This is a genomic window from Leptospira yanagawae serovar Saopaulo str. Sao Paulo = ATCC 700523 (genome assembly GCF_000332475.2).
Taxonomy (GTDB): Bacteria; Spirochaetota; Leptospiria; order Leptospirales; family Leptospiraceae; genus Leptospira_A; species Leptospira_A yanagawae.
The window spans coordinates 306,014-321,442 of sequence record NZ_AOGX02000024.1 but is presented as its reverse complement, the minus strand read 5'-3'; the positions used below and the strand labels follow the sequence as shown (position 1 = coordinate 321,442).

Sequence of the window (15,429 nt, the reverse complement as noted above, 5' to 3'; positions counted from 1 at the left end):
AATTAAATGGATATAGCACTTATTACAGGATCTGCTGGACTCATAGGAGCAGAATCCGTTCGATTCTTTCATGAAAAAGGATTCCAAGTTGTTGGTATTGATAATGATATGCGAAAAGAATTTTTTGGAGAAGAAGCTTCAACCGAATGGCAAAAAAACCAACTCCTCAAAACTCTACCTAACTATAAACACCACTCTGTTGATATTCGAAATGAGGTAGAAATCCAAAAGATATTCGATGGATATAACGAAGACATTAAAGTTATCATTCACACGGCTGCACAACCTTCCCATGATTGGGCTGCAAAAGATCCTTTCAAAGATTTCTCCGTCAATGCAAATGGAACATTAGTACTTTTAGAAAACTTTCGAAAATACTGCCCGAGAGCTGTCTTTATTTTTACATCAACAAACAAAGTATACGGAGACTCTCCAAATGAACTTCCTTTGGTTGAGCTGGAAAATCGATGGGAGATTAATGAAAGCCATCCATATTTCCAATTTGGAATTGACGAAAATCTTCGTATCGACAGGACCAAACATTCATTGTTTGGGGCTTCCAAAGTTGCTGCTGATGTTTTAGTACAAGAATATGGCCTCTATTTCAATTTGAAAACGGGAATCTTTCGAGGTGGATGCCTCACTGGTCCCGGACATTCCGGTACTGCATTACATGGTTTTTTAGCTTATCTAATGAAATGTGCCATTACGGGAAGTCATTATACTATTTTTGGATACAAAGGCAAACAGGTACGTGACAACATCCATAGTTATGATTTGGTAAATATGTTCTATCATTTTTACAGAAATCCACGTTCTGGCGAGGTATACAATGCAGGTGGATCAAGGCACTCTAACTGTTCTATGCTCGAAGCCATAAAAATCTGTGAAGAAATCACAGGTAAAAAAATGAACTTTTCTTATAATAATGACAATCGTATTGGCGATCATATTTGGTATATTAGTGATGTTCGAAAATTCAAAAATCACTACCCTGATTGGAATTATAAATATAACCTAGAAGATATTCTTTCGCAGATACATTCTGCACTTCTTACTCGGGTATAATTTTATGAATGAAATGAAACTTTCTGTGGTTATTCCAGCCTACAATGAGGAAGAGAATATCCAACTTACTCTAACAGAAATTGTCCAAGCGCTTGAAAAAGAAAAAATTCCATATGAAATTGTTATTGTAAATGATAATAGTAAGGACAGAACTCCAGATATTGTTGCTAATTTAGCAAAAGAAAATCCAGCGATTAAATTGATAAATCGTACTCCACCAGGCGGTTTTGGTCGTGCAATTAGAACTGGACTCGAATATTTTTCTGGCGATGTAGTCGTAATTGTGATGGCAGATCTTTCCGATGACCCATTGGATATTGTGAAATACTACCGAAAAATCGAAGAGGGATATGATTGTGTATACGGTTCGAGGTTCACTAAAAAATCTATAGTAAAAGATTATCCTACTTATAAATTAATTATAAATCGAATTGTAAATAAATTAATTCAACTTATCTTCGTAACCAAGCACAACGATCTTACAAATGCATTTAAAGCATATCGTGCTCATGTTATTGAAAGTATTCAACCATTGTATGCATGTCATTTTAATATTACAATTGAACTATCTCTTTCTGCTCTGATCCGTAGATATAAAATTGGTTCCGTTCCGATAAATTGGTACGGTAGGAAATGGGGGCAATCCAATTTAAAATTACGGGCAATGGGTAGGAGATACCTTGCAACTTTGATAAAAATTTGGTTTGAAAGAATATTGATTCTAGATGATGTTTTGGCCGAAAAATCTATCACGAAACCAGAATGATTACTGCTATATTTTATTTTTTTATATTCTTTATTCCTGGATTTGCATTTTTCATTTTACTGCGAGATAAGTTAACTTTACAAAAGAAAGATATTTTTGTTACCTCAATACTTTTTTCTTTTGTTATCTGTTACTGTTTGTTTTTTGTTTTTTTCTTGAATGATCAATATGGCTATATTTTCAGTTACCTTACTCTCATTTTCTCCTTAGTTATTATTTTTGTTAATCTAAATTTCCATTCTAAGATTTTTAAATTTCTTAAGAGGGATTTCCTTTTGCTTTTTTCCGTATATTTCTTATATACTTCAATTACCGATTTTATACCTATTAATATTAACGATAGATTTTTGCCTGGCTTACCGACTGATAATTATTTACCATTAAATTTTGCCGAATGCACTTATTATTCTAATGATTCAATCAAAGAATGTTTTCAAAGAGGTGGATTCTGGCAAAGTAGTGATAGACCTCCTATACTGTCTTCTGTAATTTTATTTCTATTGCCTTTTAAAGTGGGAATATACAAACTTAATGAATTTTATAATTACATTGGAGTGTTGATTCAATCAACCTGGGTTAATGCTTTACTTTTTTTTCTAAGTTCCCTTGGTCTCAAAAGAAAATCTACAATGTTTGTTATAACAACAATTGTTTTTTCAGGAATTTTTCTATTAAATACAGTCTTTTTATGGCCTAAAATTATTACGTTCATTCCTTTTGCTCTTTCCTATTCTATATTATTTAACAAATCGAATCTAAAGAATCACAACATGATGATTTTGGCATTCATTTCTCTTTCGATAGGTTTCTTAATGCATGGAGGGGTATTATTTTCTATTTTAGGAATGTTAATTGTTTTTTATTTTTCTCTTCTGTTTTCAATAAAAGAAAGAAAGGAGTTAATTAAGTATTTTTTATTTCTAATCTTCACTTTGGTTCCAATTTTACCATGGACAATTTATCAAAAATATTACGATCCTCCTGGAGACCATCTATTCAAAATGAGAATGGCTGGACAAAGGAATTTAGATGATCCTATCCTCTATCCAAATCATCCAAGAGTAAAAACTGGACAAAGTCTCTTGGGTGCGCTCCAAGAAGCGTATACGACTGTACCTGTAGAGTCCATTATCTCCAATAAAATTAGTAATTTAGTTACTGTTTTTAAAAATCCTTTAATTGATGGTAGTTACTTTAAAGATTTTAGTTCTGTAAAAGATTTCATTCCATTGATTAGAAGTGATCAGTTTTTCTATACATTTGCATCTCTAGATTTTATATTAATAGGTTTTATCCTAGTCTTTATTAAAGATAATGGTGGAAATGAGATACTAATCGCTTCTCAAAAGAAACTTTTTTTAATCCTTATTGGATCATTACTTCTGTGGATTCTATTGATGTTTGAGCCGAATGCAACCATCATTCATCAGGGATCCTATGTTAATTTATTTTTATTATTCATTCTGGCTTCCATTGGGTTAGATAAAATGAATGAGTGGAAATGGATTTTTCTTTTTTTACATTTTTTAGTATTTGTAACCTGGATTCCTAGTCACAATCAGGATATTGATATGACAAATGCTTTCGGTCTATCAAAAATAATATTCTCAGTTTGCTGTTATGGTTTTGCTATAAAAAAGATATGATTAAATTCAAAAATCATTTTACAACAAGCTATAGAAATGTTTTTCAGTTCATTTTTTTAATTTCATTTCTTCTCTTAATTATTAGGTTTTTTCACTTAATTAGTTTATATTCTGTAAATATTCCTTTTTGGGATCAATGGGATTATTTTCATACTATTTGGATAAATGAATCATATTTTGATTCTTTTCTTTATATACATGCTCCACATAGACAGGGTATTGCTTTTGTTATAGATAGATTTTTTTTGGAACTATCTGATTTGGATACTAGGGTCTCATCTTATTTAATAGGATTTATTTATGTTTTTGCAAGTATAATTGCCATATATATTAAACGACGTTTACTTGGATCAAATCCTTTGGATTCATTAACCATATCGATTCTTTTTTTGAGTATCGGGTTTTATGAAACGATGATTATTACACCAAATCCATCTCACGGTGCATTTCCAATATTGTTAATACTGCTTATGGCCTACATATGTATACTAAATTGGAATGATTGGTTTAAATTAGGCCTTTTTTTATTACTTAATTTTTTTGCCGTATACACAGGGTTTGCTTTTTTTATTGGGATAATAACACCATTTGTCTTCATATTTTATTCAGAATTTTTTAGAACTCCATTAAGAAAAACACAAAAAATATTAATTGGTTTTTTCATTTCTATACTAATTCTTTTTTCATTTTTCTTAAGTTACAAATTTCATTCTGCAACAGACTGTTTTCAGTTCCCACATCCTTATCCAAATGAATATTTATCTTTTGTTTCTTATTCTAATGCATATTTGTTAGGTTTTAAAGAGAATGCATTCTTAGGTTTGGTCCTTTTTATTCTGCAAGTATTAGTATTATTTTATTTTATTGCAAATTTTATAACATCGAGATTGAATCATCGAGTTCAAAAACCTATATTTTTAGTTCTCTTTTTGTTATCCTCATTTTCACTTCTATTTCAGCTGAATACAGCTGTTGGAAGGGTTTGTGTCGGGGAAAGAATGGGACAATCTTCTAGGTATTTACCTTATATGGTCTTAGGAATTTATTCCCTTATATTATGCTTTTACTATTTAATAATAAATTTACATAGGTCAAAGTTACTTTTCTCAACTCTTATTTTATTTTTTAGTTTTTACATTGAGTTTTTCAGAAAAGGAGAGTTGAGTGTTTTGGAATATCATGCAAATGGAAAAAGGGAATGGGTTGATTGTTATTTGAAATCGCATGATTTAAAAATATGTCAAAAAAATTATAAAATTTATCCCCATTCAAATTATATAGAAGATAAATTACGAATTTTAGAACATAAGGGTTGGAGTTTTTTTAAGTAATTATTATTTTACCGTTTAGTTTATGATACGTTTAAAACAAATTTTAAAGAAAGTGATTATGAAAAATTTCCCTTCTATATTGGGGAGTGGGAATTGTTTTTTTGATAACTATCAATTATGGCTAATTTTTAAGCGTGTTATTCTGTTTTTGAATAGACGAAATTTAATTAGCAGTACAAATCATTTTACTTCCTTCCCTAAAATTTCAATTATATTACCTACTTATAACTCTAATTTACAATTTTTAAGAAAAGCGATTGATTCTGTGTTAACGCAAAATTATCCTCATTGGGAACTTTGTGTTATTGATGATTGTTCTAATAGTTCGATTTTAATTCAATTTTTAAAAGAATTAAGTGCACTTGATTCTAGAATTAAAGTTTATTTCAGATTAGAAAATGGACATATCTCAAAGGCTAGTAACGACGGGATAAAATATTCTACGGGAGAGTATATTTCTTTTTTGGATCATGATGATGTTTTAGAACGCAATGCATTATTTAGAGTTGTCGAAGCCATAAATAAGTACCCGAAAGCTGTTCTTTTCTATTCAGATGAAGATAAATTAAATCGATTTGGTATTAGAGTATCACCTCATTTTAAACCAGATTGGAATTATGATCTCTTCTTAGGTTATAACTATTTATGTCATTTTGTAGTTATCAAGAAAGGATATGCTGATTTGGTTGGTGGTTTTAGAGAAGGATACGAAGGTGCTCAAGATTACGACTTTCTGCTGCGAATCATTGAAAAGATAGATTCGTCACAGATCATTCATATTCCAGAAATTTTATACCATTGGCGAATGATAAAAGGTAGTGCTTCTTTAAATCAAGATGAGAAAAGTTATGCAAAATTAGCTACTGAAAAGCTATTAATGGATCATTTTAATAGGTTAAATATCGATGCTAGTTTAAGATTTTTTGAAAAGGAAAAATTATTTCAACCAGTCTATTTTTTGCCAAAAAAGGAGCCGCTAGTTTCAATTATTATTCCTACTAGAGATCGATACAAACTTGTTAAAATTTGTATCGAAAGTTTAATAAAGTTTACCAAATATTCTAAGTACGAAATTATTTTGATCGATAATGGTTCACAAGAATTCGAATCTTTGAATTATTTTGATTCATTAAAAACTTATGACTCTAGAATTAAAATCGTGAGACATGATAGACCTTTTAATTTTTCTGAATTAAATAATATTGGTGCAAGGAATGCGAAAGGTGACATTTTACTTTTGTTAAATAACGATACTGAAATATTTCAGCCTGATTGGTTAACCGAAATGGTATCTGTTCAGATTCAAAACAACGTAGGCATTGTTGGAGCTAAATTATTATATTCTGATAATTTGGTGCAGCATGCAGGTGTGCTAATTGGCACTGGAGGTGTGGCTGGGCAAATTAATCATTTGATGCCCGGTAATGCTTCAGGCTATTTTAATAGGGCTATTATAAGGCAAAGTTTTTCAGCTGTGACAGGAGCTTGCCTTATGATTCCATCGATTCTTTATCAAAAAGTAGGAGGTTTGAATGAAGAAAAGTTGGCAGTAGCTTTCAATGATATCGATCTTTGTTTAAAAGTCAAACAATTGGGATTAAGAGTCGTATGGACACCTCATGCGGTGATGTATCATCATGAGTCACTTTCGAGAGGACAAGAAGATACATTAGAAAAGAAAAAGAGATTTCAAAGTGAGGTGAATTATATGATTTCTACTTGGTCTACGGATCGATACCTAGACCCAGCTTATAATCCTAACTTGAATCGATCTAAAGCTAATTTTTATCTTAATTGGTCAGTTAGATAATTTTAGTTTAGAACCATCCTCCCCATTTCCGAAAATACTGAAACATACTCCTAGTAAAATAAAATAAATGTTTAAAGGAAGAGTGGGCACCCCTTTTCCAAAGATGAACGATTGAGGCATTAGGGAAGTAATACACTTTTTTACCGACTTCTCTAATTTTCCGACAAAGATCAAAATCTTCAAAATACAAAAAGAATCTTTCGTCAAAGCCCTTTATCTCTCTGTAAACAGTGCTTGGTATAACCATAAAGCATCCACTTATTACTGGAACAGTATTTTCCTTTTCGTAAAACATATCATCAAATTCAAAATTATTTAATGCCTTTTTAAAGATGGATAGATTGCTTAGTGAGGTGAATCTTCGAGCTAAAAGTGCTAGAATGTTGGGATCTTTTTTAAGGAGCTTTTGGAGAGTTCGATCTGAGTTGAGTATCTTTCCAGTTATAATGCCGATATTTTGATCTTGATTTAGTTTTTCGAGCAAAAGTTCCATCGAACCTGGATCTAGGAACACATCAGGATTTTGAATGATGAAGTAATCCGATTCTGGCGAATTGGCGAATGCAAAATTATGACCTGCCCCAAATCCTGGATTGTCTGGATTATGAAAATAAGTGACCTGTTTTCCTGCTAAGCTGGCTAATTCATTAGTAGGAGAGTGATCTACTAAAATGACCCTACGATCGTCTTTGCCTTCTAAAAAAGAATCGATTGCTTTTTGCATCACTTCTTTTGGATTTTTATACAATACAATCGAAGAAACCAACCTCATAGAACTAGGTTATATTTTTGCCTTCTCGGATCAAACCTGAATTAATAAATTAAGCAGTAAAAATCTTAGTAATTGATATATGAATTCAGCTAAGTGAACAGAGCGTAGCATTCGTTTGATTTTACCGGTATATTTAATTTCATTTCGGAAAATTCGAATACGATTTCCCAAAAAAATTGAGAATTTGTGAATTATTAGTATAGTCTGTTGAAACTTAGTAAAATTTGAATGTTTGTAAACCAGCATTTAAGTAACCCAAATACCAATATAGGAGAATGATTTTTTGATTTTCCTTGCGTTAGCTTAGGGAGGGAAAAAGCTAGCATCCATGAAAGTGGAAACATTTCCCATCGTAGGTCCAATCTTGATAACTCCCGATTGTTTCCAAGACACTCGAGGATTTTTCCTCGAATCATATAAATCCTCATCATTTGGGCATCACGGAATACCGTCACAATTTTTCCAAGACAACCACTCCCGATCCAGTAAGAATGTTCTTCGAGGACTTCATTTCCAATCACCACCGATGGATCAGGGTAAACTAGTACGTGTGATACGAGGTTCTGTATTGGATGTGATTGTGGACATTCGGAAATCGTCTTCTACCTTTGGTCATCATCTAAAAGTAGTGCTAACAGATCAGAACAAAAATATTTTTTGGGTACCACCAGGTTTTGCCCATGGATTTTTGACTCTCGAAGATGATACAGACTTTTTATATAAAGTAACGAATGAGTATTCCAAGGCTCACGAAGGCGGGATTCTCTTCAATGATCCATCCTTAGGAATAGACTGGGGTATAGACGTGAAAGATGCGATAGTATCTGATAAGGATTTGGTTTTACCATTGCTAAAGGATTTGGAATCTCCTTTTTGATGTAAGTATAACAGCACATAGTATTAGATTTAGAAGTATTGTAATCTAATTAGGAAATTATATAAAATGAAATCTAGAAAATTGTTAGTCACAGGTGGAGCAGGATTCATAGGCTCGAATTTTGTACACTATGTAATGGAAAGATACAGTGACATCCAAGTCACAGTTATAGACAAATTGACCTATGCAGGTAATCTCAAAAACTTAGAGAAGTATGCGAATGATCCACGTTATCGTTTTGTCAAAGTAGACATTTCCGATAAAGAAGGCTTAAATTCAGCATGCAAAGATTTGGAATATTCAGAAATTGTTCACTTTGCGGCGGAATCTCATGTGGATCGATCAATTACGGGTCCAGAGGAATTTGTACGAACCAATGTAATGGGAACCTTCTTTTTGTTAGAGTTAGCAAGGTCTAGGTTCCAAGAAGGGAAGTTGGATCGATTTCTTCATGTATCGACGGACGAGGTATATGGAACATTGGGAAGCGATGGATTTTTTACAGAAACCACGCCCTATGCTCCCAATTCGCCTTATTCCGCTTCGAAAGCTGGTTCAGATCATTTGGTAAGGTCATATTTCCATACGTATGGACTTCCTACGGTTACCACAAATTGTTCGAATAATTATGGCCCGTATCATTTCCCGGAGAAGTTGATTCCTTTGATGATTCTAAATTGTTTGCAGGGCAAGCCACTGCCTGTTTATGGAAAGGGTGATAATATTCGGGATTGGTTATTTGTGAAAGATCATTGCTCAGCAATTGATTTGGCGCTCCAAAAAGGGAAGCCAGGTGAAACTTACACCATTGGAACCAGAAATGAAAAAACCAACTTGGACATAGTGCATAGAATTTGTGATTTGATGGACCAAAGAATCCGAAAGGATTCCCGCACCGCAATCTGATTGAATTTGTGAAAGACAGACCAGGTCATGACTACCGTTATGCAATAGACCCTTCGAAGATAGAAAGCGAAATAGGCTGGAAACCAAAGTATAGTTTTGACGAAGCAATAGAAGAAACGGTAAATTGGTATTTGGAGAATCAATCATGGTGGGGAGAGATTTTGTCTGGTGACTACAAGTCATATTATGAAACCCAATATAACAAGCGATAGGATCATTAATTAAAGATGAAAGGAATCATATTAGCTGGAGGTTCTGGAACCCGGCTTTATCCAGTAACTAAAGTTGTCTGCAAGCAACTTCTTCCCATATACGACAAACCGATGATATATTATCCCTTGAGTACTCTAATGTTATCCGGGATTCGTGAGATATTGATCATATCCACACCTGAATCCACTCCGTTATTCCAGGAGATGTTGGGAGATGGGAGTCAATGGGGAATACAATTGCACTATGCGGTGCAACCTTCTCCTGATGGGTTGGCACAAGCATTCCTAATAGGAGAAACGTTTTTGAATGGGGGAGAGCCTTGTTCATTGATCTTGGGAGATAATATTTTTTTTGGACATGGAATGGAAGAACAACTAAAACAAGCAGTATCCAAAAAAGAAGGAGCAACAGTATTTGCTTACCATGTTCACGACCCAGAACGATATGGAGTGGTAGAATTCGATACTAATAGAAGAGCGATTTCTATCGAGGAAAAGCCTCAGACCCCCAAAAGCAACTATGCAGTGACAGGTCTGTATTTTTATGACCAAAATGTAGTAGAGTATGCCAAACAGGTGAAACCGTCTCCCAGGGGTGAACTAGAAATCACAGATCTAAACAAAATCTATTTAAAGAAGGGAACACTTGATGTGCAGTTGATGGGTAGGGGATATGCTTGGTTAGATACAGGAACGCATGAATCTCTACTAGAAGCATCTTCTTTTGTTGAAACAGTAGAACGAAGACAAGGGTTGAAAATTGCATGCCCCGAAGAAATTGCCTTCCGCAAAGGTTACATTACAAAGGCGGACTTACTCAAATTGGCAGAACCATTAATAAAAAATGGATATGGTCAGTATCTAAGGCGTATCACTGAAGATGTTATATATTAAAATGGGTTTTGTATTTTTATGAAAAATATTTTAGTTTTTGGTTCAACAGGGCAGCTTTCGCAGGAAATCAGGGAAATAGCAAAAAGCACCACCGGTTATACATTTGAATTTATTGGAAAAGATTTGTTGGATTTAGGATCAAAACATGATCTTGATCATTTTTTTAAGAACAAGTTACCTAAAAATACTTTTGGTATCATAAACGCTGCTGCATATACCGCTGTGGATTTAGCTGAGTCAAATAAAGAAAAGGCATACTCGATTAATTCAGAAGCACCAGCGATTATAGCAGAGTATTCAAGTCGATATGAAATTAAATTGATTCATATTTCTACGGACTTTGTTTTTGACGGTTTGAAATCATCTCCATACTTTGAAACTGATTCAAAAAATCCTTTATCTGTGTATGGTAAATCAAAATCTGAGGGTGAAGAGTTAGTATTGAATCGAGATTCTAATTCAATTATCATTCGAACTTCATGGGTTTATTCAAAATTTGGAAACAATTTTTTAAATACAATGATTCGGTTATCGAAAGAAAGAAATTCAATTTCAGTCGTGGATGATCAAATAGGATCACCTACTTGGGCGGGAGATTTAGCAGGTGTTTGTATAGAGGCATTATCATCCAATAGATCGGGTATTTATCATTTTTCAAATGAAGGTGTTGCAAGTTGGTATGATTTTGCTTATGCAATTATTTCAAAAGTTAACCCTAAATGTAAAGTTTTGCCTATACCTTCTGAACTATTCCCTACACCGGCTATACGACCTACTTATAGCGTTATGAGTAAAAAGAAATTTAGAGAATCGTTTTTAAAAGAAAATTTTCACTGGAAAGATCGAATTGAATTAGTTCTAAACGAATTAAGATAATTATTAAATAGAAATGAAGTTACCATAAAGTTTTTTTGGTATCATCCAGTATATCCGCTTTAGATTCATTGATAAATGAGTTTAAATAGGTTTTTCAATTTTGTAATAGCTTGGGTATACTCCAAAAACTTCAAATTTTAAGCAATTCAAGGGATATGAAGGTAACAGATAAAATTCAAAAAGGTAAAGTAAATCATTTCAAATCTAAATAGATTCTAGGAAATTTTATTTTTGATCATCCCGCCTTTTAGATTTTGTCTTTAGAATGAATCATAAATGAAGTATCAATATAAAAATTAGATTGCTTCTGTAGCGGTCGTTTATTTTACAGCTTGACTTTCCGCTAAAGTTATAATTTTTAGAGGTAATCATGGTCGCAAAACGTAACACGCTTAGCTCTGGAAAACAGAATAAAACTTCTCTCATCATCCCAATTTACAATGAATCTTCTCATTTAGAAGAGTTTTTGAATCGAATAGATTCTCTACAGCTTCCAACTCAAAAAGAACTCGTTTTTATTGACGATGCATCTAGAGATAATTCACTTTCCATTTTACAAAATTTCCAATTTCGCTCTGAACATAAAATACTAATTCAAGAGAAAAATCAAGGGAAAGGGGCTGCGCTTCATCGAGGAATTTTGGAAGCTACTGGCAACATTATCATTGTCCAAGATGCGGACTTCGAATATGATATGGAAGAAATCCCCATGCTCGTTGATCCGATTATAAAGGGAAAGGCGGATGTTGTCTTTGGATCAAGATTTAAGAAAGATGGTCGTCAGGTTCATCGGACCTTTCATTATTTAATCAATAGAATTTTAACGATATTATCGAATTTTTTCAGCGGTTTATATCTTACTGACATGGAAACCTGTTATAAAGTATTTAAATCAGAGATCATTCAGAATATTAATCTTGAATCAAAAAGATTTGGTTTTGAGCCGGAAATTACAGCAAAACTTGCGAGATTAAAAATTAGGGTGCAGGAGTTTCCAATTTCTTACTATCCCAGAAACTACCTTGAAGGTAAAAAAATCACTTGGAAAGATGGAATTGCTGCATTGCGTCATATTATATACTTTAACTTAGTTGTTTCTAAAAGAGAGTTCTTCCATAAAGGAATGCCAGAAAAGTATATCCCGAAAACTGCCAATTGGCTGTAAAATGAAACAAAGACTAATATACTTTTTTGATTTTTTCTATGTTTATTTTTTCTTCCTTTTATTCTTAGGTGAAACAAATCAGAAATTTTTTCGGAATGATGCAATTGGGTTTGCTTTACTATTTGTAATTATATATCTATTTGTATATCTCAGAAAAGGTAAGAAAAAACTCAATTATGAGTCTATATTGCATTTAATTTTAACCGTCTTACTTTGTAATTTCACCTTTTTTAAAATTGCGGAATACGATCCTATACAACTCCTTCCGGAAAAACTAGTAATCAAATTAACTATGGTTTTTTGGAATGGAGTGATTTTCTACCAACATTACCGAAATAGTGGTAAAGATTTTTACCTTCTCGGTTCCTTGTTAGCCATTATACCTTGTTTTGTTAGTAATAATTTTACGATGTATCCTATTGTACCAATTGGATTCGCCATATGGTTAATGATTCGTTACTCGAATTTCGAAACTCTAAAAATTACAAATTTAATTTCGATTTTTATTTGTTTCGCTTTATTTTGGATCGTAAGGGATTGGGCTGATGACTTTGCTTTGGTGAGGATATTCCTACTTTTAGAGGTTTTCTTTATAATCCTTTTGATAAGAGGTGAGGGTAAAGAGTTCAGGCAAACATTAATAAATCACGCATTATTGATTTTTTTAATCAATTCGACCATATTAATCATAAAAATGTTGGTGGATAAGGAGTTTAAGATCAGCTCCTTTCACGAGGATATATTTTTGATTCCAGTTAGCCTGATAGGCTCTAATACATATTTAATTTTAGGATTAACTTCAATCTCCTTTTCCAATGTTTCAAATGAAAAAAAACTGGTTTTATTTTATTTTTTTGTTTTGCTAGTTGCTATTTTTTTTCTTCTAACATCTTATTCAAGGATTTCTATTGCATCGTCAATTTTATTAGTTTTGTTTTTTTTATGGTTCAAAAATAAACTTCAGATAAATCTGAGGATGTCATTCCTTTTTATTTCTCTTATAGTAGTTTCTTTTGTTGTTTTGGCCTTTTCTGAAAAATCCTTTTTTAATATAGAAACTGTTGGAATCAGATATTCGATTTGGAAATTGCACTTTCTAAACACAGTTTTTAATCAACCTATACTTGGTTTTGGATTTAATTCTGAGAGGCTTCTTCCTTTTGTCGATGACCTGCAAATTTTGCCACTGGATTTCTATTTAGTGAAAGACTATATAAATCATTTTAACACGTATCCTTTAGCCCACAATTTATATTTTCAAATAATAAGTTCTATAGGTTTAATCGGTTTTGGTCTTTTTGTCATATCACTAATCTATTTATTTAAAAAATCGTTAACTTATAAGTCTACTCTGAGATCAAAGAATTCAATTCCCTTCGCTGTTTTAGTTATTTGGTTGATCCATGAGGTTTTAGATTTTAGTAGTCTTGAAATCGGTAATGTGTTTATTTTGGGTTTAGTCATAGTAGAATTGAATGGACGCAAAATAAATACAACAATTGAAAAATTGAATTTAATGTTTGGTACCTTAATCCGAGTAATTACTTTTATGTTTTTGTTTATATATCTCGTTTTATCATTGAGATTTAGTAAAACTGAACAAATGATTTTTAAATACCATAAGGACATTAAATTAACCACTTTTACGGAGTTTAATAGAGTAAATCAATATTTAAATGCAAATCATTTAGGCAATGATTTAAAGCAGTTAAATGATTTTGAGATTTTACTACTAGGCAATAGATATTTTTATCTTAATTTAAATTTAGCTAAATATAGTTATTATGAATCAATTTATTTAAACCAATGTTTTCAGCACATCTCAAGAAAGGAATTATGTTACGCAAATCTTTTAAGTTATATAGAACGACTTGATGATAAAAATAAAGAAAAATATAAATCAGCAATACAGATATTGTTGGCATCAACCGATCCATTCGGTATTTACTCAAAGGATTTTTTATGAAAAAAAGATATGTTAGTTTTGTCATTCCTTGTTTGAATGAAGAGAAGACTTTACCATTCGTTTTGGAAAAGTTAGTAAAAGTAAAATCTGAATTAAAGAAGAATTTTGAAGTTGAAATAGTAGTATCCGATAATGGAAGCACGGATTTGTCAAAGGCCGTTGCAAAAAAATTCGGTGTGAGAGTAGTAGATGCAAAGGAAAAAGGTTATGGGGCAGCACTTGATTTTGGAATTCGCAGTGCGAAAGGTGATATCATAGTTTTTGCTGATGCTGACGATACGTATGATTTTTTAGAATCTCCTCTATTAATCAATGAATTGGTAAAGCGGAACTGTGATATGGTGATTGGTTCTCGTATGGATGGAACAATTCACAAAGGAGCTATGCCTTTTTTACATCGATATCTTGGAACGCCAGTAATCAATTGGATTATTAATTTATTATATGCTAAGAAGAACAAAATTAGGGATTCTAACTCTGGTTTTCGATGTTTTTTGAAAGAAAGTTATTTAAATTGGAACATTAAAAGTAAGGGAATGGAATTTGCTTCTGAATTGTTGATAAAAGCACTTGTAAATGATTCTATTTTATTTCATGTTCCAGTTTCCTTATACCCTGATAAAGCTGGTAGAATTCCACATCTTAAAACGTGGCGCGATGGGATGAGGCATCTCCTTCGGATTTTATTTTACGGCCCGCATTTATTTGAAAGGACAGGGTCGGTTTTACTTATATTTTTTTGGATTCAATTATTATTGGGTTTAAGTTTTGGAAAGGTTATCAGTTTGTTTGGAATGAATTTGTATGGAATTCATTCCATGATCATATTCTCTTTTTTTTCGATATTGGGTTTGAGTTTGTGGGGAACTGGACTACTCATTGCTACGAAACAATCAAAAATAAGTAAGGTATATTCTACCATTTTGTCTCTAGAGGAAGATAAATTATTTTTTCTTTTGATTTCGGGATTTGTAGTTATATTATTCTCGGTTTTATGGATTTTTTTGCAATGGCAAAAGTCTTCTTATCAATTTATCAATTTGGAAAGAGAGTTTATTGTTTCCTCCACTTTAAGCTTAACATTACTTATATTTGCGCTCCAAGCAGTTACGTCTCATATCATTAAAAGAGATTAGATTG

Annotated in this window: 12 protein-coding genes and 1 pseudogene; 12 read left to right on the top strand and 1 reads right to left on the bottom strand. The window is 32.3% G+C overall.

The genetic code is table 11. The features are described from left to right. The first annotated feature begins 6 nt into the window (after positions 1-6). The 5 genes from LEP1GSC202_RS13225 to LEP1GSC202_RS13205 are packed head-to-tail and all read left to right on the top strand — an operon-like array spanning position 7 to position 6,621. Complete coding sequence (locus LEP1GSC202_RS13225) at positions 7-1,068, top strand: NAD-dependent epimerase/dehydratase family protein (RefSeq protein WP_015678309.1); 1,062 nt, start codon at positions 7-9, stop codon at positions 1,066-1,068. Positions 1,069-1,072: 4 nt separating this feature from the next. Further along, positions 1,073-1,834, top strand: a complete 762-nt coding sequence (locus tag LEP1GSC202_RS13220) for a glycosyltransferase family 2 protein (protein ID WP_015678177.1) — start codon at positions 1,073-1,075, stop codon at positions 1,832-1,834. Beyond that, on the top strand, positions 1,831-3,480 hold the full coding sequence (locus LEP1GSC202_RS13215) for a hypothetical protein (RefSeq protein WP_015678160.1): 1,650 nt from the start codon (positions 1,831-1,833) through the stop codon (positions 3,478-3,480). Before LEP1GSC202_RS13220 ends, LEP1GSC202_RS13215 begins: the two co-directional genes overlap by 4 nt. Further along, positions 3,477-4,811 (top strand): hypothetical protein, encoded by a 1,335-nt coding sequence (locus tag LEP1GSC202_RS13210; RefSeq protein ID WP_015678283.1) that lies wholly within the window; start codon positions 3,477-3,479, stop codon positions 4,809-4,811. The genes LEP1GSC202_RS13215 and LEP1GSC202_RS13210 overlap by 4 nt, the downstream gene beginning before the upstream one ends. Before the next feature lie 22 nt (positions 4,812-4,833). Next, positions 4,834-6,621 (top strand): glycosyltransferase family 2 protein, encoded by a 1,788-nt coding sequence (locus LEP1GSC202_RS13205; RefSeq protein WP_083930021.1) that lies wholly within the window; start codon positions 4,834-4,836, stop codon positions 6,619-6,621. Between the two features lie 7 nt (positions 6,622-6,628). Here the strand turns inward: LEP1GSC202_RS13205 and LEP1GSC202_RS13200 are convergent, their stop codons facing one another. Next, entirely contained in the window at positions 6,629-7,393 is a 765-nt protein-coding gene (locus LEP1GSC202_RS13200; RefSeq protein WP_015678065.1) for a glycosyltransferase family 2 protein, read from the bottom strand. Between the two features lie 328 nt (positions 7,394-7,721). Between LEP1GSC202_RS13200 and rfbC the strand changes: the two genes are divergently transcribed. From rfbC to LEP1GSC202_RS13165, 7 genes and pseudogenes are all read left to right on the top strand, one after another. Next, positions 7,722-8,270 (top strand): dTDP-4-dehydrorhamnose 3,5-epimerase, encoded by a 549-nt coding sequence (gene rfbC, locus LEP1GSC202_RS13195; RefSeq protein WP_015678181.1) that lies wholly within the window; start codon positions 7,722-7,724, stop codon positions 8,268-8,270. 66 nt (positions 8,271-8,336) lie between these two features. Then, positions 8,337-9,388: pseudogene (gene rfbB / locus LEP1GSC202_RS13190) on the top strand (dTDP-glucose 4,6-dehydratase). 15 nt (positions 9,389-9,403) lie between these two features. Then, complete coding sequence (gene rfbA, locus LEP1GSC202_RS13185; RefSeq protein ID WP_015678130.1) at positions 9,404-10,282, top strand: glucose-1-phosphate thymidylyltransferase RfbA; 879 nt, start codon at positions 9,404-9,406, stop codon at positions 10,280-10,282. A gap of 18 nt (positions 10,283-10,300) precedes the next feature. Then, complete coding sequence (rfbD, locus tag LEP1GSC202_RS13180) at positions 10,301-11,158, top strand: dTDP-4-dehydrorhamnose reductase (protein WP_015677961.1); 858 nt, start codon at positions 10,301-10,303, stop codon at positions 11,156-11,158. Positions 11,159-11,528: 370 nt separating this feature from the next. Then, on the top strand, positions 11,529-12,323 hold the full coding sequence (locus tag LEP1GSC202_RS13175; protein ID WP_015678203.1) for a glycosyltransferase family 2 protein: 795 nt from the start codon (positions 11,529-11,531) through the stop codon (positions 12,321-12,323). Between the two features lies 1 nt (position 12,324). Then, a complete protein-coding gene (locus tag LEP1GSC202_RS13170; protein WP_015678088.1) occupies positions 12,325-14,289 on the top strand; it encodes an O-antigen ligase family protein in 1,965 nt (654 codons plus the stop codon). Beyond that, the gene (locus LEP1GSC202_RS13165; protein ID WP_015678227.1) at positions 14,286-15,425 is read left to right on the top strand and encodes a glycosyltransferase family 2 protein; all 1,140 of its coding nucleotides are present in this window, start codon (positions 14,286-14,288) and stop codon (positions 15,423-15,425) included. Before LEP1GSC202_RS13170 ends, LEP1GSC202_RS13165 begins: the two co-directional genes overlap by 4 nt. Positions 15,426-15,429: the final 4 nt, after the last annotated feature.